The organism is Paralcaligenes ginsengisoli (assembly GCF_054781135.1).
On record NZ_BAAGUZ010000034.1, the window covers coordinates 1 to 20,921 of the forward strand.

Below are 20,921 nucleotides of genomic sequence, written 5' to 3' on the forward strand. Positions count from 1 at the left end.
GCAGACCCGGGCAGTCGGGGCGCGCAAGCGCCACGACCGCTGGACGTGCCGGACTGCACAGCACCGCCCACCCTGCGGCGTCTTTATAGAATTAACCGCCGCCTACACAGCAACGCTCAGTCCAAAGTCATCGCCCAGCCAGTACAGGCAGCTCAAATTCGCAGATCAAGCCTAAAAACAGCTCAAAACAAAAGTCACTGAAACACGCTCAGCTCAATAAACACTTGAGCCAAAAACGCATTGCGAATTTTCGGACCTAGGATTTCTACCGCCCACGCTCCTAGACTATCTGTCCGCCAGATCCGCCAAAGCCCGATCAAAGATCTGCCGGGTCCTTACCCACACCAGTTCCCGCCAATCGCGGTCCTTGGGAAAGAAGAACTCCATGATGCCATTTTTCGCCCGGGTAAACTCCCGACCTTGCAGCGTGCCCGAAAGATGCGCGAAATGATCATTCAGAAGCGCATCATGGCCGACTTTCTCCGAATCATAGGTGCCGCACTCTATGACCAGCTGAGTAAATCTTTTTCCCGCCATCATGTCTACCATGGCCTGAGAGGTATAGCCGGTTGCCGCCGCGGAAATCCCCGTATCGGTGGTTCGGCTGACGCCGGTCAGGATCTTGTACAGCCACGCGCCATATAAGCGCTGCGCATCGGCCATTCCCGGGTATTCTTGCTCCGCAATGGCCATCAGCATCGGATGGCCATATGCGCCGGCCCCCGTGTGCAGATCGAAACTGATGGCATCGCTGCAGTCGCCCAGAAATTCCTGGACAATGGCACGCAGGGTGACGTTCGACCACGAGGGCTCAAAGCCGCCGAAATACAAGCCATCCTGATGCTTGTACTGGCCCGCCCCCAATTGATTCATTACCTGGGCATAGCCGACCTGCCTGACTTTCTCGGCCCATTTTCCCTCGGCTCTTCGGCGCCCTTCGCCCTGGGCGGATTCCTTGACGAACAGATCGTGAATCGTTTCGTACGCGGGGTTCTCCGGCACAGGCTTGCCGAAATCCAGATAATTCCTGTTCAGATCGATATTGCCTTCATTGACCCGGCGTTTCCACGACGTACCCCACGGGTTGATCAGATGGATCATCAGGATTCCAACATCGCCGTCCTGCGCCCTGCCTGCCAGATGATCCATGTAATGGGCCTGGCACATCGAACCGTAATAGCCTTCGACGCCATGTGTGCCCGAGACGCAAACCAGCCACTTCTTTGTCCCATTTTTTGCTAAAACGGCGACATCCGTATACAGATCCTCGCCATCCATGCCTTTCAAGGGATGAAGATAATGCTTGATCCGGGCGTTGTGCTGTTCCGCATTTGCCAGAAACTGCAATCTCAGGGCCGTGTAGCTGGGTTCGGCATCCATCATATAGTGCATCATTGGTTTTCCTGCCTTTTGACTGTTCAATCCAGGGCCCGGCGCCTGTACAAGAGCGGCGCATGGGCGGTGTCCCGCTGTATGGAAGTAGCTTGAATGATACTAGGATACTAGGGATAGCCCTAAAGTATATACATAGTTCGAGATTACGGTTTTGAACTATCATGCGTTTTCAATGAGCCGAATATTCCCGGAGCCGATATGAAAAAAACCCTGCTTGCCGTCTTGCTGTCGCTTGGTGCGTTTGCAGCCCACGCCCAGGATGCGATAAACATCCGATACGGAGTGGATCCCACCTTCGCGCCGTTCGAATCCGTCGATGCCAAGGGAAACCTGGTGGGCTTCGATATCGATGCCGGCAACGCGATCTGCCAACACCTGCATGCCAAATGCGAATGGGTGAAAATAAATTTCGATGGCGCCATCCCCGCCCTCAACGCGCGAAAAATCGATGCAATCCTGTCCGGGCTGACTATCACCGAGAAGCGGAAAAAACAGGTCCTGTTCGGCACGCCGCTCTATGCCAGCCCGTCGCGAATGATGGTGCCCAAGAACACCACGCTCGATACGACCGTCGAATCGCTCAAGGGTAAAACCATAGGCATCGTGCAGGGAACCACGCAGGCCGCCTATGCGAACAAACACTGGAAGGACAAGGGAATCAATCTGGTTACCTACCAGAACGACGATCTGGCAAAACAGGATCTCGCGCTGGGAAGAATCGACGGTACCCTGCAGAATGCGGCGGCGGCCCAGTTCTTTTTCGAAAGCCCAAGCGGCAAGAACTTTCACCTGACGGGCCAGCCGGTTGATGATCCCGAGGTTTTCGGATATGGCGCCAGCGCCGGCATGAGGCTTGGCGATACGGCACTGAAAGGCAAGATCGATGGAGCGATCGCCGCCATGAAGACCGATGGCACATACAAGAAAATTCTCGACAAATACTCCAAATACGGCCTGGTGGAACCCAAGCAGTAAACTGGCGTTTGTCGAAGCTCTTCAAACGGATATCAAGGCAAGAAGCATGCTGTACGGGTATGGGACGCTGATTCTGCAAGGTACGCTCATGACCCTGGCGCTCACCGTGCTATCCGCTTTCTTTTCCACCCTGCTGGGTATTGTGGGAGCCCTGTGCAAGACCTCCGGCAACAGTACCCTGCGCTATACTGCCGCCGCCTACACTACCGTGATTCGCAGCATCCCCGACCTGGTGATCATGCTGCTGGTTTTCTACAACCTGCAGATTTTCATCAACTGGGTATGCGACATGCTGGGCATCGGCCTGATTGAAATCAATGCCTTCACCGCCGGGGTCGTCACCTTGGCATTCATCTACGGCGCCTACATGACCGAAACGTTTCGCGGGGCGCTGGAATCGGTGCCACGCGGACAAATCGAGGCGGCCCTGTCCACGGGCATGAGCGACAGCCAGGTGTTCAGGAAAATAACCCTGCCTCAGATGATACGCTTTGCCTTGCCGGGGTTCAGCAACAATATTCAGGTCGTCATCAAATCGACCGCGCTGGTGTCCATCATTGGCCTGGTCGATATCATCAGCATCAGCCAGCAGGCGGGCCGATCGACCCAGCATCTGTTTTTCTTCAATATCCTGGCGGCCCTGATCTATCTGGCGTTTACCTGCGCAACCCTGCTGGCGCTGGCTCGTGTCGGCAAGCGTTTCGGCGTCGGCGTGAAAGAGGCACAGCTTTGATAGACATATTGAAGGAATACTGGCCTCAGTACCTGGGCATCGGCAACGGCTGGAACATCTCGGGCGCGGCCATGACGCTCTGGATCCTGGTCCTTACCATGCTGATTGCTTTCCTGGCTTCGATACCGCTTGCGATACTGCGGGCGTCATCGAACAAGCGCCTGAGCCGGCCGGTGCAGCTGTATACCTTCGTTATCCGAGGTACGCCGCTGTATGTGCAGCTCCTGATCGTTTACACGGGCTTTTTCAGCCTGGAATTCATCCGTCATACGCCTTCTCTGTCGGAATTTTTCCGCAGTGGCTTCAATTGCGTCATTGTGGCATTCAGCTTCAATTGCTGCGCTTACCTGACCGAAGTCCTGGCCGGCTCCATCCGCTCCATCCCGGCAGGGGAAATCGAAGCGGCACGGGCCTTCGGCTTTTCCAGAGTGAAAATCTACACCCGGCTCATCCTGCCTTCCGCATTAAAGCGCGCTTTGCCCTACTACGGCAATGAAGTAATCATCCTTTTGCATTGCACTTCGATTGCCTTCACGGCAACGGTTCCCGAATTGCTGAAAGTGGCGCGCGACGTCAATAGCGCCACCTATGCCGCTTTCTCCTCCTTCAGCATTGCGGGGATTTTTTACGCGGTCATCGCCGTAGCGCTGGTCGCTGCCTTCAGGCTAATGGAAAAAAGGTGGCTGGCCTTTTTGAAACCGCTGCCCACTCATTAGAATTGAGAAATTCATGGAAAACCTGAGAGTGGAGAATATCCACAAAAGCTATGGCTCGCAGGAAGTTCTGAAGGGCGTTTCGCTGAAGGCCAACCGCGGCGATGTGATCAGCATCATCGGCTCCAGCGGATCGGGCAAGAGTACCTTCCTGCGTTGCATCAACTTTCTCGAAGCCCCGCAGGAAGGCAGGATCATCATCCTTAACGAAGAGCTGAAAACAGTGCGCGACAGGCATAAGCAGCTGGCCGTCGCGGACAAGCAGCAACTGCAGCGCCTGCGCACCAAGCTGGCCATGGTTTTCCAGCATTTCAACTTATGGTCGCATATGACCGCGCTGGAAAATATCACGGCGGCGCCCATTAGCGTCCAGGGGCTGGACAAAAGAGCCGCCGCTGAAAAAGCAGAGCACTATCTGCAGAAAGTCGGCCTCTCCCTGGACGTGGCGAATAAATATCCGGTGCATCTGTCGGGCGGCCAGCAGCAGCGTGTGGCCATTGCCCGGGCGCTTGCCCTCGAACCCGAAGTCATGCTGTTCGACGAGCCGACCTCCGCGCTGGATCCGGAGCTGGTGGGCGAGGTCTTGAAAGTCATGCAAGCCCTGGCCGAAGAAGGACGGACCATGATTGTCGTCACGCACGAAATGAGCTTTGCGCGCAATGCCTCCAACCACGTGATGTTTCTCCACCAGGGTGTCGTCGAAGAAGAAGGCGACCCGGCAACGGTACTTGGCTCGCCCAAAAGCAGCCGCCTGGCCCAATTCCTGTCGGGCAGCCTGAAGTAACCCTTGAGGGAATGTGGGCAAAGGGTATGTCGCGTCGAATGCACGCGGGCGACCGCAATCCATACAAATCCTTATAAAAACAGAAGGAATCCAACGAGCCGTTATAAAATAGCCGTCATCGACAGGGCCTGCTTCTCATTCAACCCTATCGACACACCAAACCCACTGAGACTCTCTATGCAGCCAGGCACCGGCAACAGCGAACGCAACCTCGAAACAATGGGCGTTGCCTTGGTCGATTTTTTCGATGTGACACCCACTTCGCTGTGGCTCGAAGACTACAGCAAGCTGCGCGATTTATTTGAAACCTGGCGCGCGGCGGGCGTCTCCGATCTGCGCAGCTTCCTCGAAGAAGACCCCAGCCGTGTCGCGGCCTGCTCGGCCTGCATCAAAGTGCTGCGAGTCAATCAGCGCACTCTTACGCTTTACGGGGCCCGCAGCTTCGACGAGCTGGCGGCCCGCCTCGACCACGTGCTGCGCGATGATATGCTGGATGCGCACATCGGCGAGCTCGTGCAGATGTGGTCCGGAAAACTGCACTTTCAAAGCAAGAGCGTCAATTACACATTGGATGGCCGCCGCCTCGACATCCTGCTCAAAGGCGTTATCCTGCCTGGCCATGAAACACGCTGGGACCGCGTGCTGGTCGCCGTCGATGACATCACCGAGCTCGAAGAGGCCGGCAGGCGGGTTGCCGCAAGCGAGCTGTACGCGCGCAGCGTGTTCGAATACGCGCCGGTGTCATTGTGGGTCGAAGACTTCCAGGCCATAAAGCGACTGCTCGACGAAGTGCGTATGCGAGGCATTAGCGATTTCCGCACCTTTACCGATGTGCACCCGGAATTCGTCGAGCGTTGCATGGCCGAGATTCGGGTGCTGGACGTCAATCAAGCCACGCTCGATATGCTCAAGGTCGCCGATAAAGCCACCCTGCTGAGCCGCCTGCCGGAAGTGTTCCGCGACGACATGCTGCCCCATTTCCGCGAACAGTTGATGGACTTGTGGGAGGGGCGTCTGTTCCACCAACGCGAAGTGATCAACTATGCGCTCGACGGCAATGCCATCAATATCCACCTGCAGTTTTCCGTATTTCCGGGGCATGAGCAAGAGTGGGATCTCGTGCTGCTGGCCTTGACGGACATCACCGCACGGAAAAAGGCCGAATCGTACCTTGAATACCTCGGCAAGCACGATGTCCTGACAAAATTGAAGAATCGGTCTTTCTATGTCGACGAACTGAACCGGCTGGAACGGAAAGGCCCATTCCCGGTAACCATCATCATGATCGACCTGAACGATCTGAAAACCGTCAACGACCAGCTGGGCCACGCAGCCGGCGATGCCCTGCTGCGCCGCGTCGGCGAAGTGCTGGCCAAGGCCATAGACAAGCCGGCCCAGGCCGCGCGCATAGGCGGCGACGAATTTGTCATACTGATGCCGGGCGCCGATGAGCGCGACGGTGAAGCCATGCTCGAAAGCATTCACAAGCTGATCGAACTCAACAACCAGTTTTACTCCGGCTCCTTATTGAGTTTTTCGATAGGTATTGCAACCTGCCGGGGCGGCGAGCGCCTCGAAGACGCTCTGCGCAGGGCGGATATCGCCATGTACGACGACAAGAAAACCCATTACGACAGAAGAAAGGGCGAGCGGCGGGCTTCGTGACAGCGAGCTGGCCGAAGCTGCCCGCCCGAATCGGAGTCTGTCACGCAAAGGTGATCAGCGCCGGATTGTCGGCCTGTTCGAGAATGCGTTCAACCCTCGCCTGCCAGCCCTGGGCGAATTCCCGTTTTTCGCTTTCCAGCGCATCGCCGCCCAATATTTTCTGCAGCAACTGCATGACAACAGGTGAAGCCGGCACAACCTCTGGGTGATAGGCGAGTTCTATGCAGGCGCCGCTATCGACGCGCTGGAAACGAATGTCGCCGTTAGCCAGCGGCACATTGAAAAACAACAGATTGCGGCGATCGTACAGACCGCCAAGCCCTTTGAACCCATTGTCGCTGCTTGCCCCGGTAATCAGGCCAACCACATTGGCGATCACGCCGGTGACGCCGCTGCGCTGGTCGGCGCGAAACTCTACCTTGACGGCGCCGCGCTGCGGCAGATTCTTGCCATACAAGCGCTCCAAAGCAGCGAGTGTCATTAAATAGGCTCCCGCCACTGTCGGGCATGAATGGCCCGCCAATTTGACGGCGTCGGCATAAGAATAGTCGATGACCCCCTGATCCGCGGCACCAAGCAAGCCGGCCAGGGGATCCTGCATGGTGATTTTGCGGGCGCTATCGAAAAACGCGGGATGACTCATTGTGGCGTTCCAGTTCCAGAATACCGTTCGAGTATAGTGTCCGCCTTCCGGTTTTGCCCTCGTAACCCTGCTCGGAACAGAGTTAAGGTCCGCTGGCCCACTCAGCGTTGCCGGGCCCGACCACCGCTTTTCCAATGAACGCACCCAATCCATCAAGAAAAAACTGTTGGAAAGCGCATTGATCATTTCCGCCCGCTGCGACTGAATCTGGCGATCCACTAGGAGCGGCGGATTCGCCATGATTTGCGCCATCCGCACACCACCCGACCTCCACGCGGCGTCGCCACTTCCACAAATTGCCGCACTACATGGCGGTCTTGACAAATCTTGATGAAGTTCGACGAAACCATGGCTTCTTTTCGTTGTAGTATTTTGGAAAGGCCAGTTACAAAACTCCAGAACTCTTATCTCTTGTGTAGAACATCCGATAGCTGGCCCCTACCCGGAAATCAGCCATGTGGACCCTGTCCTACTTATGCAGATGGATAGTTGCGCTGGCGGCATTGAGCCCATCGGCCGTTCCCGCCCAGCCGCCCGAGCCCGTACGACCGCCCTTATCCGCCCAGCCGGCGGAAGTCGACATCTTCCACTGGTGGGTGTCCAAGGGCGAGCGCGCCAGTATCGATGTGCTGAAACGCTATATCGAACAGCAAGGAATCATCTGGCACGAAGCGTCTGCCTCCGGCAGCGGAACAGCGCGTTACACCGATGTGCTCCGACAACGCGTAACCGCGGGCAAACTGCCGACAGCAGCGCAAATGATTGGTTTTGCCATCCACGAATGGGCCCAAACCGGCTTGCTGGAAAATCTGAATGAAGTGGCCCGCCGCGAAGAATGGGATGAAGTGGTGCCGCTAGGCATTCAGGCGCTATCGAAATATCAGGGCAATTGGATGGCAGCACCCATCAATGCCCATTCGACCAATTGGCTATGGGTGAACAAGGCGGCGCTGGACCGTATCGGCGGCCAGGCGCCCGACACATGGCCGGACCTGATCACATTGCTGGACAAGGCCAAAGCGGCCGGAATCTTGCCCCTGGCCATTGGCGGCGACGCCTGGGAGCAGACCTTGTTGTTCGAATCGGTGGCCGTTTCAACGGCAGGCGCCGAGTTCTATCGAAAAGCTTTTATAGAGCTCGATGCCAAGACGCTCGAAGCGCCTGTGACCGCAGCCATCTTCCGGCGGATGCGCATACTGAAAACCTACGTCGACCCTGGTTTCGATACTCGGCGTTGGGATCAGGCAACTGATCTCGTGCGCAAAGGCAAGGCGCTGCTGCAGGTGCAAGGCAGTTGGGTAGACGGCGAGTTCGTGCACGATCATTTAAAGGCCGACCGCGATTTCTATTGTTTCCGGTTCCCTGACACGCAAGGGGTCTATCTGTTCAATAGCGATCAATACGTGGTATTCAAACAGGGGCCAGGCAGCAAACTGACCAAGCAGCGTCTCGAATCCACATTGATGAATCCGGACTTCCAGTCAGCCCTCAACCTCATGACCGGTGCGGCGCCGGCACGGGTGGATGTTTCCAAGGCGCCTTTCGATGCGTGCGGTCAACAAGCCATCAACGATATGCGCAGCGCCAATATGCGGCGCACCCTGATGGGCTCTGTGGCCATGGGCAATGCAAATCCCCCACTTGTAAAGGAAGGCATTTACGATGTGGTACATCGTCATTTCCTTGGACAGATCACCGACGAACAGGCCGCACAGCAGTTGCACGACGTGATTGCCCGCTACCGGAACAAGGCGCCGCAACGATTGCCGAGCAACGTTAGCCAAGTGGGGAAAACTCCATGAAAAAGCGTTTTTCCAATTTGAAACTGGCCACCAAGATCGTTCTGATGGTGGCTGTGCTGGGGGTAATGGCGGCGCTCACCACCCTGTATGCTCTGTCGAACATGCGATCCGTAGACCGCGAGTACCGCGCACTGATCAATCACGAAGCTCAAAGCGCGCTGCTGATCGGCGACGCCTTGCTGCGCATGAGCGATTCGAGCCGTTTGCTGTATTCCGTCCTGACCGAGCAGGAAGTTTCAAAAATGCACACCAGCCAGAAAATCATTGATGATCTTCAGGCGCAGTTCAACGATAAAATACAGCGGATCCGCCCTTTGATGCCAAAAAAGCAGGCCGAGCTGGAGCGCATTCTGGATCATTCAAAAGAATCGTTCGCGCTGGCCGCATCGGTGATCGATTGGGCCGCCCGCTGGCGCGGCGATCACGCATTGGCCATCATCCACCAACAATTCGAACCGTCGATGCATACCCTGCAAAGCGAAATGAATGCGTTGCGCAACAATTCCATCGATAACTTCAAGACAACATCCGTAACGCTGAACAAAACCACCAACAGCACGATCATGACTACGGCGCTGGCGGTGGGGATCGTGCTGGTGCTGGTGCTGGTGCTTTCGGGGTACGTGACAATCATCCAGATTTCACGGCCCATCGTTCGTCTGACACGCATCATGGGCAGACTCACGCTAAACAACTATGACGATGAAATTACCGGCACGTCGCGGCGCGACGAAGTAGGCAGCATGGCCAAAGCGTTGCAAGTGTTCAAGGACACCATGCAGCGCGCCGACCAACTGGAGCGGGAAGCGGCTGCCAGCGCCAAGGCGCGTGATATAGCTGAGCAGGCGGCGCAGGCCAAGGCAGCATTCCTTGCAACCATGAGCCATGAAATCCGCACGCCGCTCAACGGCATGCTGGGACTGACGCAAATTGCGTTAAAAGACGATCTGACGCCCCGCTTGCGCGATTGCCTGGAAAAAATCCTGCAGGCCGGCAGGCATTTGCTCGAAATCATCAACGACATTCTTGATTTTTCGAAAATCGACAGCGGCAAGCTGACCATAGAAGCAATCGAGTTCGACCTCCCACGCCTGGTAGATGAGGTAACAGAAATGATGCGGCCCAAGGCTGCCGACAAAGACCTCGCCTTGCGCGTGGCCATAGACACCACCGTGCCCGCGATGGCCATTGGAGACCCAACCCGCATTCGCCAGATTCTGCTCAATTATCTCAACAATGCCATCAAGTTCACTGCAAGCGGTGAAGTACGCCTACGTATGGATGCGCAGCCCGATGGCGCCGACGGCATACTGCTGCGATGCGAAGTCCAGGATACGGGGATCGGCCTGAGCACCGAGCAGATGGAACGTCTTTTTCAGGCGTTCCAGCAGGCCGATGAATCGATCACGCGGCGCTTTGGCGGTACCGGACTGGGCTTGGCCATTTCCAAACATCTGGCGGAACTTATGGAGGGCCAGGTCGGAATGCACAGCGTCCAGGGACGGGGCAGCACATTCTGGTTTACGGTTCGGCTGGCCCGCTCGCGACTTGCCGACAGTCCTGACGGCCATCACCACGTGCCGGCGCCTGCCGATCGGCCATTGCCCGAAGTTTCAACGTTGAAGAATCTTCGCATCCTGCTTGTCGACGACAACGACCTGAACCGGCAAATCGGCGTGGAACTGCTGAAATCGGAAGGGGTCGCCGTCGATGTGGCCGAAAACGGCCAGGCGGCGATCGACATATTGCAGACTGCACCCGATGGTACCTACGCCGCTGTACTGATGGACATGATGATGCCCGTCATGGACGGATTAAGCGCAACTCGCGCATTGCGCGCCAACCCGCGATTCCTCGCATTGCCTATCATCGCCATGACGGCGAACGCCAGCGCGCGCGATGTCGCCGCCGGCAAGGATGCCGGCACGGTGGCGCATATAGCCAAACCTATTGACGAGAAAGTGCTATGGGAAACCTTGCTGCGCTGCGTACAGGTACCGCGGCCGGACGGCCCTGACGCAACAACGCTGCCGGCCGCGGAACAGCAAGCCCCAGCTCGCCTGCCCTCGACGGGCAGGCGCCGCGGCGATGCAGCGCTCATGTCCACGCCCGGTGCCTACTTGCCGGCCGATTCCGCGCAAATATCCCTCGAAGGCCTGGTTTTGGGTAGAATGCAGCAAACCATGAGCGCCGAGCATTTCGAGAATCTGCTGACAGTGCTGATTGAAGACAGCCGGGTACGCAGCCTGCACATTGCCAGCTCGGCGCAAAAGGGAGAATTTACGGTTCTCGACCAAATGGCGCACGATCTGATCGGTGTCGCCGGCAACGCGGGCCTGAGCCAATTGGCGGCTTTGGGTGCACAGCTGAAGCAGGCCGTGAAGCGCGCCGATCTCTTGCAAAGCCAACAGCTGGCTGCTCAAATTCGCCAGGCTACCCTGCAGAGCATACAACTGCTGCAAGAGCGCTTTTTACCTCAATCCGCCGAATGGGACGACAAACATGAATAACAGCCTCGCACCTCGCTCAATGGGAAGGGATATGTAGGCCATGTTGACCACAGACATGCCAAGCCGCCGACAAAAGGTACTGATCGTCGACGACCTTCCTATCAATGTCACCTTCGCCAGTGTTGCGCTGGAACCTCTGTGCAGCGCCCTCACCGCCTATAGCGGCGCCGAGGCCTTGCAGTTGGCGATGGAGCATCAGCCCGACCTGATTCTGCTCGATATCCGCATGCCGGGCATGGACGGCCTGGAAGTATGCCGGCGGCTCAAGGCGAATCGGTCGACTGCGTCGATTCCCGTCGTTTTCCTGACTTCGCTCACCGATGAAGAAAACGAAGAGCAGGGCTTGAGCCTGGGAGCAATCGACTACATCGTCAAGCCGTTCAGCATCCCTGTCCTGAGGGCCCGAATCCGCAACCACCTGGAGTTGAGCCGGCAACGTGTCTTGCTGGAGCGCCTGTCGCATCGCGACGGCCTGACCTGCATCGCGAATCGCCGGGAATTCGACAAGACCCTTGAACGCGAATGGCAACGCATGGCCGAACTCGCCCAGCCTTTGTCTTTGCTCATGATAGATGTGGATACGTTCAAGCGCTACAACGATACCTGCGGCCATCAGGCTGGCGACGAATGCCTGAAACGAATCGCCCGGGCAATCGATGGCGCCATGTTGCGGCAAACCGATCTGGCGGCGCGCTACGGCGGCGAGGAATTCGCCTGCGTACTGCCCAATACCGATGAAGAAGGAGCCGCCCATGTCGCCGAATCGATCCGCGACGCCATAGCATCGCTGGCCATTCCCTACCCCGCCTCGCCCGATGCATCATGCGTTACGGTAAGCATCGGCGTTGCCTCTACCATACCGGCCAACAGCCGCAGTTCCGCGGAATTGGTCAGTGTGGCCGACAAGCATTTGTACTCGGCAAAGCAGGCAGGCCGCAACCGCATACTGTGGGACTGAATTCGGGCGGAAATCAGTCCATGCCGCTATAAGGCCTTGCAGACTTGCTGAAAAGCGTTCATTTGCTCGCGCACTATGCCGATGAATTCGTCTGCATGGCTCGATACGGGACGCTGGATGGGCAGCAACATGCCGAAATCGAATCTAATGGTCGGCCGGAATGCCTTTACGATAAATTTCTTGTCCTCGGGGCGCCCAACCGTAACGGGATCAACAATCGCCACACCCAGGCCCGCCGCGACCAGGGAACAGATCGAAGCCCCTGTTTGTATCTCGATCATCACTGATCGCTGAATCGAAAGCTGGCTGAATATTTGGTCTATCTTCATTCTCGGAACAGTGTTTGGAATGATCGATATGAATGGCTGACCTGCCAGGTCGCGGGCACGAACGACGGGAACGTCGGCCAAGGGATGGCCCAGCGGCAATATGCATACAGCGTTAAGGCTTGGAAGGTTGCGCAGATGCGCCACTGGATAGTCGACGGGAAATGTAATCAAGGCAACATCGAATTTCTGCTCTTCCAGCCACTTGGGCATGTCGCGCCTGACGACAATTTCCACCGACACCCGGATATCCGGACGCTTCTTTCTGAAGCGCGCCAGCGCCTCCGGCAATAGCCATTGCGCGAACGGCGTCGAAACAATGACACGCAAATGTCCGCTCTCCAGCATCCGGATATTGCCCATCACATTGCCCAGATGATCCAGCCGGCTATAGACCTGCTCGACCTCCTCCAGGAAAGCCAAAGCTTCCGGCGTGGGATAAAGCCTTCCATTCTGCCGCAAAAAAAGCGGGAAAGCCGTCTGGGCTTCAAGATTTTGTATCAGCCTGCTGACAGCCGACTGTGAAATATTGAGCAATTCGGCGGCACCGCTCGTGGAGCCGGAAATCATGACTGACCTGAACGCGCTGATCTGTTTCAGATTGACCTTGAGCCCCATTTTTCTCTCGCGCAAAATTTCATCATATTCCCGGAAATTCGGTATTGGCCACGACTGCATACTTATGATGTAAACGCATACAGGGATGCTAATTTTATATTTGACTGCATAGTTCATTCTACCTGACACTTGCTTGACGCCGGAGCACCCAATTTTTGTCGGAGTATCAATGAAATTCAGCGAACCACTTGACGAGCTTAAGCGTCGCACGGATGAAGCTCTCGCCATGGGAGGGGAAGAAAAGCTCGCCGCGCGGCGCGAGTCCGGCCAGTTGAACGCACGCGAACGGCTGGATATTTTGCTCGATGCGGACAGTTTTATCGAATCAGGCATGTTCGCGCGCGGCATTCGCCCTGAAACCCGTGGAAAAACACCCGCGGATGCCAAAGTCGCCGGCTACGGCACCATCGACGCCCGCAACGTAGCGGTAGTGTCGAACGATTTTACGGTCTTGGGAGCCAGCAGCAGCGCCATCAACGGCAAGAAAATCCGCCACATTCGGGAAACAGCCACGTCAAGGGGCATGCCGCTTATTTTTCTGGGAGAGTCCGCCGGCTCCCGCATGCCAGACCGCATGGGAGGGGCCGGCAGAGCGATGCTGGGCCAGGACCCATTCGAATATCTGCGTAGTCGCAAGACGCCCTGGGTATCCGCACTATTGGGCAATTGCTACGGCTCGTCGACATGGTACAGCTGCATGGCGGATTTTGCCGTAATGCGCAAAGGCGCCACCATGGCGGTAGCCAGCAGCCGCGTAACCTCGATAGCGATCAATCAAAAGGTGGATCCCGAAGAACTTGGAGGCTGGCGCCTGCACAGCGAAACAACAGGGCTGGTCGATGTCGTCGTCGATACCGACCAGCAGGCGCTCGAAATCATCCGCAGGTTCCTGAGCTATCTGCCAAGTCACGCCGGTGAGACGCCTCCTCGATGCCCGGTGCCGGAAGGAAGCGACGAAACCGGCGAAGCGGTGCTGGAGGCGCTTCCCGAAAGCCGCACCGCGGTATATGACGTTCGCGCAATTATTCGTTCAATCACCGATCTCGATAGTTTTTTCGAATTGAAAGCGCGGTTCGGAAAGTCGATCACCACCGGGCTGGCCAGGATAGACGGATACTCCGTGGGAGTAATCGCCAATAATCCGAAATTCAAAGGCGGCGCCATCGATATCGACGCCATGCGCAAAGCGACCAGCTTCATGGTGCTATGCGACTCTTACAATATTCCCATCGTTTTTCTCGTGGATCAGCCAGGTTTCTTGATCGGGGTGGACAGTGAAAAGCGCTGGGCTCCGGGCCGCATCATGAACTGGATGAATGCCCTGAGCCTGGTCAGTGTGCCAAAGATTTCAGTGATCATGCGCAAAAGCTATGGCCAGGCTTATCTCAATATGGGCGGTGGCAAAAACTCCCATGAAGTCCTCGCCTGGCCCACAGCGGACCTGGGTTTTGTCGATCCGGCGCTGGGCGTGCATATGCTGCATAAACTCAAACGAGAAGACGACCCCGAGCGGTTCGATGCCTTGCTTGCCGATATCCGGCAGGATTCGTCGGCATGGTCGCTCGCGGCGCTCTACGAAACGCAGGCGATCATCGATCCCCGCCATACGCGAAAGACCTTGAAAGGCTTACTGAAGGTTCATCTCGGGGAAGGCTTCATAGGTCAACATGCTCTTGCCAATTGGCCGACCAGCTATTAGCGGTCAGCATGAAAATCATCTGGAGAAACGAATCTTGAATGCTTCATCCAAGCCTCGATAGGGACTGAATTCCGTGGATACACATACGGCAAATAGGGAAAGCATTGAACGGAATAGCCTGCCGGCCTACTTCGACCGATGCAGGCGGCTGGGCCTGACGGCGTTGAATGAAAAAGCCGGGAAGACCCTGCTGGCCGCCTTTGGCCTGCGGGTTCCGCGCTCGCTGGCCGTGACGGATCCCGACGCTGCGGCACTGGCCTGCGCAAGCTTGTCACCTCCCTACGCCGTCAAGGTACTGTCGTCACAAGCCTTGCACAAAAGTGATCTTGGCGGTGTGCGGCTCGGCGTGCAAAATGCCGATGAAGTACGCGCTGCGGCATGCGGAATTCGCGATGGCTGGCCTGTCGAGCGGCAACAGCCAGAAGGATTCCTGGTTGAGGAAATGGCCTCCCCGGGCCATGAATTGGTGATTGGCGGCTACGTTGATCCTCAATTCGGGCCCATGCTGATGGTGGGTCTCGGCGGTGTGTTCGTGGAGATCTTTTCCGATGTGGTGTTCCGCGTGTGCCCCATCGACACGCGCGAGGCGCGGGCCATGTTGAAGGAGTTGCGCGCATTGCCAATTCTTCGGGGCGCGCGGGCAGGCATGGTGGCCAGCGAAGAAGCCATCGTCGATGCCCTTGTCAAGGTAGGGGGCAGCACAGGCATCCTGATGACATTGGCCGATGAAATAGACGAACTGGATATCAATCCGCTGATCGTGGATACAAAGACCGCGGTGGCGGTGGATGTGCGTATCACTTTCACATCCGAACGCCGCCGGGCAGGGCATGGCCCAAGAGCCCGACCCGTGGATTTCGGACCGCTATTCGCACCGCAAACCATCGCAGTGGCGGGTGTCTCGGCTTCGGGCCGGGGCGCCGGAAACCGTTTTATCCGTAATCTCGAAATCCTCGGTTTCGAAGGGGAAATATACCCTATGCATCCCAGCCTGGCCGAAATCGACGGCAGGCCCGTGTACCGGAACTTTTCCGACATGCCCCGGCAGGTCGATTATGCCTATATAGCCGTGCCCCGAGCAGCGGTGCCGGAGCTATTGGAAAACGCAAGGGGAAAGCTGCAATTTGCGCAAATCATGACCAGCGGATTCGGTGAGGGGGGGCGAGGCAGCGGCAGTAAACATGATTTGATGGAAGCCATAAAGATCGGAGGAATGCGCGTTCTTGGGCCCAATTGCCTGGGTATCTATACCCCCCGAGGGCGGGTGAGCTTTACGGAAACACACAAGATTGAGAATCCGGTCGGGCATGTCGGCGTCATTTCGCAAAGCGGCGGCTTCGGCATCGACATGCTGCGGTACGGACAATTGCGCGGCTTGCGCTTCAGCGGAGTCGTAACGATAGGCAATAGCATCGATCTGGGGCCGAACGACCTGCTGGAATATTTTCTTGCCGACGATGCAACGCACATCATCGGGCTATATCTTGAAGACATTCAGGACGGAAGACTTTTTTTTGAGCTTCTAAGCAAAGCCGGCGCCAAGAAGCCTGTCGTGCTATTGAAAGGCGGCCGCACCAGCCAGGGACAGAAGGCGGCTGCTTCACATACGGGATCGCTGGCGGGAGACATTCAGGTGTGGCAGGCGGTAACCACGCAAACCGGCTGTGTGCCGGTCAATACCATGGAAGAGCTGGTCGACACCTTATTGTTGTTCCAGACCATAAAGCCGAATTTCACGCGGCCGACATGCAATCTTGCCCTTATGGGCAACGGCGGCGGCGCCAGCGTCGTGGCAAGCGATGGCTTCGCCCAACTAGGCTTCTCATTGGCGGAATTCTCCGCCGAAACCAAAGAGCGGCTGCACGCATTGAATCTGCCTGACGGTGCCAGCGACAACAATCCCATCGACGTGCCGGCCAATGTATTTGACCGAACCGAAGGCCGCGTCGCCAGCGAGATTCTCGATGCCTTGTGCAGCGATAGCCGCACCGATGCGGTCGTAGTGCATCTGAACCTGCCAGCCTTACTGAGCTATCGAGGCCGACGCACGGTGGAAAATATCATGGACGCCTGTATAGCCCACCGCCAATCGAAAGATGGAGGTACGGCATTGGCAGTCATATTACGCTCGGACGGCAGCCCCGAAACCGATGCGGCACGCCGCTTGCAGAGGGATCGCGCAGCGGCGGCCGGCGTACCTGTATTCGAAAATTTCGCCATGGCGGGTTGCGCATTGAGGGCGCTCGCCATCTATGAGAATTTTCATTTCAAAAAATCGCAAATGGAGTATGAGCCGAGGCAGTAGTAAGGAACCAGCCGCCGCAGCGCCGGCCCTCCACGCGGCTATCGATCCGAGCAGGAAAATAAACACATACCCGCCGGTAAAAAAATGCACAAAGGAGACTTATGAACATCCACTTTTCCCGCCTTGCCGCGATGATCGCCATGACACTGGTCTGCGGCCTGAAGCCAGCCCTCGCCGAGAGCTATCCAACACGAACCATCCATATCATCATTCCTTATTCACCAGGCGGCAGCACGGATTTTGTTTCCCGCCTGTTTGCCAAGAACCTCTCGGAGCGGCTGGGCCAGGCGGTCATTGTGGAAAACCGGCCCGGCGCCTCGACAAATATCGGCAGCGATGCGGCTGCAAAAGCCGCGCCAGACGGTTATACGCTGCTCATCAGCGACGGCGCCCACATCTGGAACTCGGTTTTTGGCCCAAAGCCGCCATTCAATCCTTTGTCCGCCCTCCTCCCGGTAAGCCTGATTGCCCAGATGCCATTCGTGGTGGCCGCCAATCCAAAGATAAAATTCCCAACAATAAAAGAACTGATCACCGCGGCCAAAGCCGCACCGGGGAAATTCACGATTTCCAGCGCATCGGTGCGCATTTTTGTAGAGTTGATGAACGCCAGGGCGGGCATGAAGCTGCTTCACATCCCCTATAAAGGAGGAGCGCTGGCGGCCAGCGATGCCATAGCGGGCCAGGTCGATATGGTATTTGCGGCGCTGCCCGCGCTATTGCCGTTCATCCAAAGCGGGAAGCTGAAGCCGCTGGGAGTAACCTCCTTGAAGCGCAGCGCCGCCCTTCCTTCAGTGCCGACACTGGCGGAGATCGGTGTGAATTACGACATCTCCATCCGCTACATCCTGTATGCACCGGCCGGCACGCCAGTATCAATACAGAACCGGCTTGCACAAGCTACTCGGGAAATCATCCAGCAAAAGGATTTTTCGCAAAGGCTGCTGGCCGTGGGTGGCGAAGTGGCTCCCAGCCGCCCCGACGAACTCAGTGCGCAAATTCGCCGCGACCTGACGATGTGGCAACAGGTCGCCAAGCAACTGCCTGATCTTGTGGAAATCAAATCCAAATAATTCTGAAGTGAAATTTCCACAGGCCAATACATGTTCAACAAAGTCATCATTGCAAATCGGGGCGCTGTTGCGGCACGCATCATTCGCGCGCTGCGCGCGCTAGGGGTCGAATCGGTCGCCGTATATTCAAAGGCCGATGCGGGCCTTCAATACCTGGCGGAGGCGGATGAAACATTCTATATAGGCGAATCCGAACCCAAGGCCAGCTATCTGAATCAGGATGCATTGCTGGATGTGCTGGGCAAGTCCGGTGCCGACGGCATCCATCCAGGCTACGGTTTCCTGTCGGAAAATGCCAAGTTCGCGCAGCGCGTCAATGCAACCGGAGCCCGCTTCATCGGCCCAAGCCCTCGGTGGATTGAAGCCATGGGGCACAAGACGCGAGCCCGCGATCTGATGATTCATCATGGCCTTTCAATGGCTCCCAGCTCGGGCCTTCTGAATGGAGACGCCGCTTCCGCGCTTGCCGCGGCGGAGCTGCTGGGTTATCCCGTACTTGTGAAACCCGCGGCGGGAGGCGGCGGCATCGGGATGATAAGCGCGGGCAATCCCGCCGAGTTGGCCAAGGCCCTCGACCAGGCGCGTTCATTATCGCAAAGAAGTTTCGGCAGCGCAGAAATATATCTGGAAAACCTGCTGCTGAAACCGCGCCATATCGAATTCCAGATACTCGCCGACCAGTACGGCAATGTCAGGCACCTATTTGAAAGAGACTGCTCCATTCAGCGCCGCTATCAAAAAGTGATCGAGGAATCCCCAGCTCCCTTGCTTTCCCGCGCCTTACTGGACAAGGCGGCGGAGGACCTTGTGCAAGTATTGCGCAGGCTTCCCTATGACGTGATTGGCACCATTGAAACGCTGTACGAGAAAGGCACAGACTTCAGATTTCTGGAAATGAATACACGGCTTCAAGTGGAGCACGCCGTCACAGAGGAAATCACAGGCATCGACCTGGTCATTGCGCAAATCCGGCTCGCCGCCGGAGAAAAACTCGAAGATGTCCTACCCGAAGCCATCCCGAACGGCGGCCACGCAATCGAGGCCCGCATTTATGCGGAGGATCCCATACGTTTTTACCCTTCGCCCGGCACGCTCAAGACATTCAGGCTGCCGGCCGGAACAGGAATACGCACCGAAACCGGATACTCGGAACGGGACGAAATAACACCCCACTACGATCCTTTGATCCTGAAACTTATTGCACACGGGAACAATCGCAACCAAGCCATCGACCGCCTGCTGGCCGCCCTCGATGCCACGGTCATCGAAGGCGTCAAGCACAACATTCCATTTGTGCGACGCATACTCGACAGCCCTCAGTTCCGCTCAGGGCAAGTGCATACTGGACTGGGTATGGAAGTGGCCGGGCCAGGACCCAGAAACTGAAAAACCTTCTGCCCAATCCCGCCAGGCAGTTGAAGCATTGCTATAGAGGAATAAAATGACGCGCAAGGAAATTTTGTCGGAAGTATCTGGAAAGGTATGGAAAATCGAGACACAGGAAGGAGCCGCAATCGGCGAAGAAGAGCCTGTGATGATTATCGATTCAATGAAAATGGAAATTCCAATACTGACCACTGAATCGGGTCGCATCGCCCAGCTATTGGTCAAAGAAGACGATCCTGTGACGGAAGGGCAAGTGGTAGCCATAATAGATACGGATTCCGCCTGACTCGTCTTGCGCTATATTTCCACTATTGCATAGGACAGGAAATCATAGTGTTACGTGAAATACTCAAGATGGGCGATCCCCGGCTGCTGCGCATTGCCCAGCCGGTGGTCGATTTCAACAGCGCCGGGCTGGACGCATTGATCGCCGATATGTTCGACACCATGCGCGATGCCGGCGGCGTAGGCCTGGCAGCGCCGCAAATTGGAGTCGATCTGCAACTGGTCATTTTCGGCTTCGATGCCAGCGACCGCTATCCGGACGCGCCTCCCGTGCCGCAAACCATCCTCTGCAATCCCGTCATTACTCCGCTGTCGGATGAACAGGAAGACGGCTGGGAGGGTTGCCTGTCGGTGCCGGGCCTGCGCGCTGCGGTGCCCCGCTACCGGCATATCCGCTACTCGGGTTTCGACCCGCAAGGCAAGCCGCTGGAACGCACGGCGGAAGGTTTCCACGCACGCGTCGTCCAGCATGAATGCGATCATCTGATCGGACGCCTGTACCCATCGCGAATCAAGGATTTTTCGCAGTTCGGCTATACCGAGATACTGTTTCCGGATCTCGATCCCGCCGCCGACGACTGAACTCAAGGGCAGAAGGAAATATGCTAGTCTTGGCGCCATGTTTTGCCCGTGACCGGGCGTTTGCGGGGAGAAGTATGTGAGCGCTGTAATGAGCGTCATAGTGATCATGATCGGCTGGGTAATAGCACGCGCGGCAGCCAGAGCGTACGCCATTCCCGAAGATCAGCGGCCGGCCATGCTCCAGGGTTCGCAAGGCGCGTTCCTGCTGCTGGTCGGCATGCTCGGGGGCGTAACCCTGGTGCTTTGGGGTGTAGCCAGTTTCTTCTGACGGCCAGGCGTTAGAGGATTTTTGATTCAAGTGTTTTTACAGCACTGGACGTGTTTCTGCGATTTTTGTTTTGAGCCGTTTTTGGGCTTGGATAGTGACTTTGGGTTGTGTGTTGCTGTGTTTGCTGTGTAGGCGGCGGTTGATTCTATAAAGACGCCGCAGGGTGGGCGGTGCTGTGTAGTCCGGCACGTCCAGCGGTCG

The 20,921-nt window shown here is 56.8% G+C and carries 18 protein-coding genes; 15 read left to right on the forward strand and 3 right to left on the reverse strand.

Annotated features, from left to right (window positions below; all coding sequences use genetic code 11):
• Positions 1 to 285: 285 nt before the first annotated feature.
• Positions 286 to 1,395: a DUF2817 domain-containing protein gene (locus ACYVIS_RS17380; protein WP_232743778.1), complete on the reverse strand. Its 1,110-nt coding sequence runs from the start codon at positions 1,393 to 1,395 to the stop codon at positions 286 to 288.
• Between the two features lie 198 nt (positions 1,396 to 1,593).
• On the opposite strand from ACYVIS_RS17380, the gene ACYVIS_RS17385 reads away from it, so the two are divergent.
• The 5 genes from ACYVIS_RS17385 to ACYVIS_RS17405 all read left to right on the forward strand — a co-directional run bounded on the left by ACYVIS_RS17385 (position 1,594) and on the right by ACYVIS_RS17405 (position 6,265).
• Positions 1,594 to 2,370 carry a transporter substrate-binding domain-containing protein gene (locus ACYVIS_RS17385; RefSeq protein ID WP_460874582.1) on the forward strand — a complete coding sequence of 259 codons (777 nt, stop codon included), beginning with the start codon at positions 1,594 to 1,596 and terminating at the stop codon, positions 2,368 to 2,370.
• A gap of 46 nt (positions 2,371 to 2,416) precedes the next feature.
• Positions 2,417 to 3,103, forward strand: a complete 687-nt coding sequence (locus ACYVIS_RS17390) for an ABC transporter permease (protein ID WP_460874583.1) — start codon at positions 2,417 to 2,419, stop codon at positions 3,101 to 3,103.
• Complete coding sequence (gene hisM, locus ACYVIS_RS17395; protein ID WP_232743781.1) at positions 3,100 to 3,819, forward strand: histidine ABC transporter permease HisM; 720 nt, start codon at positions 3,100 to 3,102, stop codon at positions 3,817 to 3,819. Before ACYVIS_RS17390 ends, hisM begins: the two co-directional genes overlap by 4 nt.
• 13 nt (positions 3,820 to 3,832) lie before the next feature.
• Positions 3,833 to 4,600 carry an ABC transporter ATP-binding protein gene (locus ACYVIS_RS17400; protein WP_460874584.1) on the forward strand — a complete coding sequence of 256 codons (768 nt, stop codon included), beginning with the start codon at positions 3,833 to 3,835 and terminating at the stop codon, positions 4,598 to 4,600.
• Positions 4,601 to 4,777: 177 nt separating this feature from the next.
• Positions 4,778 to 6,265 (forward strand): sensor domain-containing diguanylate cyclase, encoded by a 1,488-nt coding sequence (locus ACYVIS_RS17405; RefSeq protein ID WP_370635959.1) that lies wholly within the window; start codon positions 4,778 to 4,780, stop codon positions 6,263 to 6,265.
• Positions 6,266 to 6,305: 40 nt separating this feature from the next.
• On the opposite strand, the gene ACYVIS_RS17410 is transcribed toward ACYVIS_RS17405, so the two are convergent.
• Positions 6,306 to 6,908 carry a hypothetical protein gene (locus tag ACYVIS_RS17410; RefSeq protein ID WP_232743791.1) on the reverse strand — a complete coding sequence of 201 codons (603 nt, stop codon included), beginning with the start codon at positions 6,906 to 6,908 and terminating at the stop codon, positions 6,306 to 6,308.
• A 455-nt stretch (positions 6,909 to 7,363) separates the two neighbouring features.
• Here ACYVIS_RS17410 and ACYVIS_RS17415 point away from each other — a divergent pair, with 455 nt between their 5' ends.
• The 3 genes from ACYVIS_RS17415 to ACYVIS_RS17425 are packed head-to-tail and all read left to right on the forward strand — an operon-like array spanning position 7,364 to position 12,178.
• Positions 7,364 to 8,710 carry an ABC transporter substrate-binding protein gene (locus ACYVIS_RS17415; protein ID WP_460874585.1) on the forward strand — a complete coding sequence of 449 codons (1,347 nt, stop codon included), beginning with the start codon at positions 7,364 to 7,366 and terminating at the stop codon, positions 8,708 to 8,710.
• The gene (locus tag ACYVIS_RS17420; protein ID WP_460874586.1) at positions 8,707 to 11,220 is read left to right on the forward strand and encodes an ATP-binding protein; all 2,514 of its coding nucleotides are present in this window, start codon (positions 8,707 to 8,709) and stop codon (positions 11,218 to 11,220) included. Before ACYVIS_RS17415 ends, ACYVIS_RS17420 begins: the two co-directional genes overlap by 4 nt.
• Positions 11,221 to 11,260: 40 nt before the next feature.
• Complete coding sequence (locus ACYVIS_RS17425) at positions 11,261 to 12,178, forward strand: diguanylate cyclase (RefSeq protein ID WP_460874587.1); 918 nt, start codon at positions 11,261 to 11,263, stop codon at positions 12,176 to 12,178.
• Positions 12,179 to 12,204: 26 nt separating this feature from the next.
• Here ACYVIS_RS17425 and ACYVIS_RS17430 read toward each other — a convergent pair whose 3' ends face one another.
• Complete coding sequence (locus ACYVIS_RS17430) at positions 12,205 to 13,137, reverse strand: LysR substrate-binding domain-containing protein (RefSeq protein WP_460874588.1); 933 nt, start codon at positions 13,135 to 13,137, stop codon at positions 12,205 to 12,207.
• A gap of 154 nt (positions 13,138 to 13,291) precedes the next feature.
• Between ACYVIS_RS17430 and ACYVIS_RS17435 the strand changes: the two genes are divergently transcribed.
• The 7 genes from ACYVIS_RS17435 (at position 13,292) to ACYVIS_RS17465 (ending at position 20,720) form a co-directional block, all read left to right on the forward strand.
• Positions 13,292 to 14,821 carry an acyl-CoA carboxylase subunit beta gene (locus tag ACYVIS_RS17435; protein ID WP_460874589.1) on the forward strand — a complete coding sequence of 510 codons (1,530 nt, stop codon included), beginning with the start codon at positions 13,292 to 13,294 and terminating at the stop codon, positions 14,819 to 14,821.
• Positions 14,822 to 14,894: 73 nt separating this feature from the next.
• Positions 14,895 to 17,126 (forward strand): acetate--CoA ligase family protein, encoded by a 2,232-nt coding sequence (locus ACYVIS_RS17440; protein ID WP_460874590.1) that lies wholly within the window; start codon positions 14,895 to 14,897, stop codon positions 17,124 to 17,126.
• Between the two features lie 101 nt (positions 17,127 to 17,227).
• Positions 17,228 to 18,199, forward strand: coding sequence for a Bug family tripartite tricarboxylate transporter substrate binding protein (locus tag ACYVIS_RS17445; protein ID WP_460874591.1), 972 nt, complete (start codon positions 17,228 to 17,230; stop codon positions 18,197 to 18,199).
• 30 nt (positions 18,200 to 18,229) lie between these two features.
• Positions 18,230 to 19,585: an acetyl-CoA carboxylase biotin carboxylase subunit gene (locus ACYVIS_RS17450; protein ID WP_460874592.1), complete on the forward strand. Its 1,356-nt coding sequence runs from the start codon at positions 18,230 to 18,232 to the stop codon at positions 19,583 to 19,585.
• A 55-nt stretch (positions 19,586 to 19,640) separates the two neighbouring features.
• Positions 19,641 to 19,871, forward strand: a complete 231-nt coding sequence (locus ACYVIS_RS17455) for an acyl-CoA carboxylase biotin carboxyl carrier protein subunit (protein WP_460874593.1) — start codon at positions 19,641 to 19,643, stop codon at positions 19,869 to 19,871.
• A gap of 47 nt (positions 19,872 to 19,918) precedes the next feature.
• Positions 19,919 to 20,452 carry a peptide deformylase gene (gene def / locus ACYVIS_RS17460; protein WP_232743804.1) on the forward strand — a complete coding sequence of 178 codons (534 nt, stop codon included), beginning with the start codon at positions 19,919 to 19,921 and terminating at the stop codon, positions 20,450 to 20,452.
• Between the two features lie 76 nt (positions 20,453 to 20,528).
• A complete protein-coding gene (locus ACYVIS_RS17465; RefSeq protein WP_232743805.1) occupies positions 20,529 to 20,720 on the forward strand; it encodes a hypothetical protein in 192 nt (63 codons plus the stop codon).
• The last annotated feature ends 201 nt before the right edge of the window (positions 20,721 to 20,921 follow it).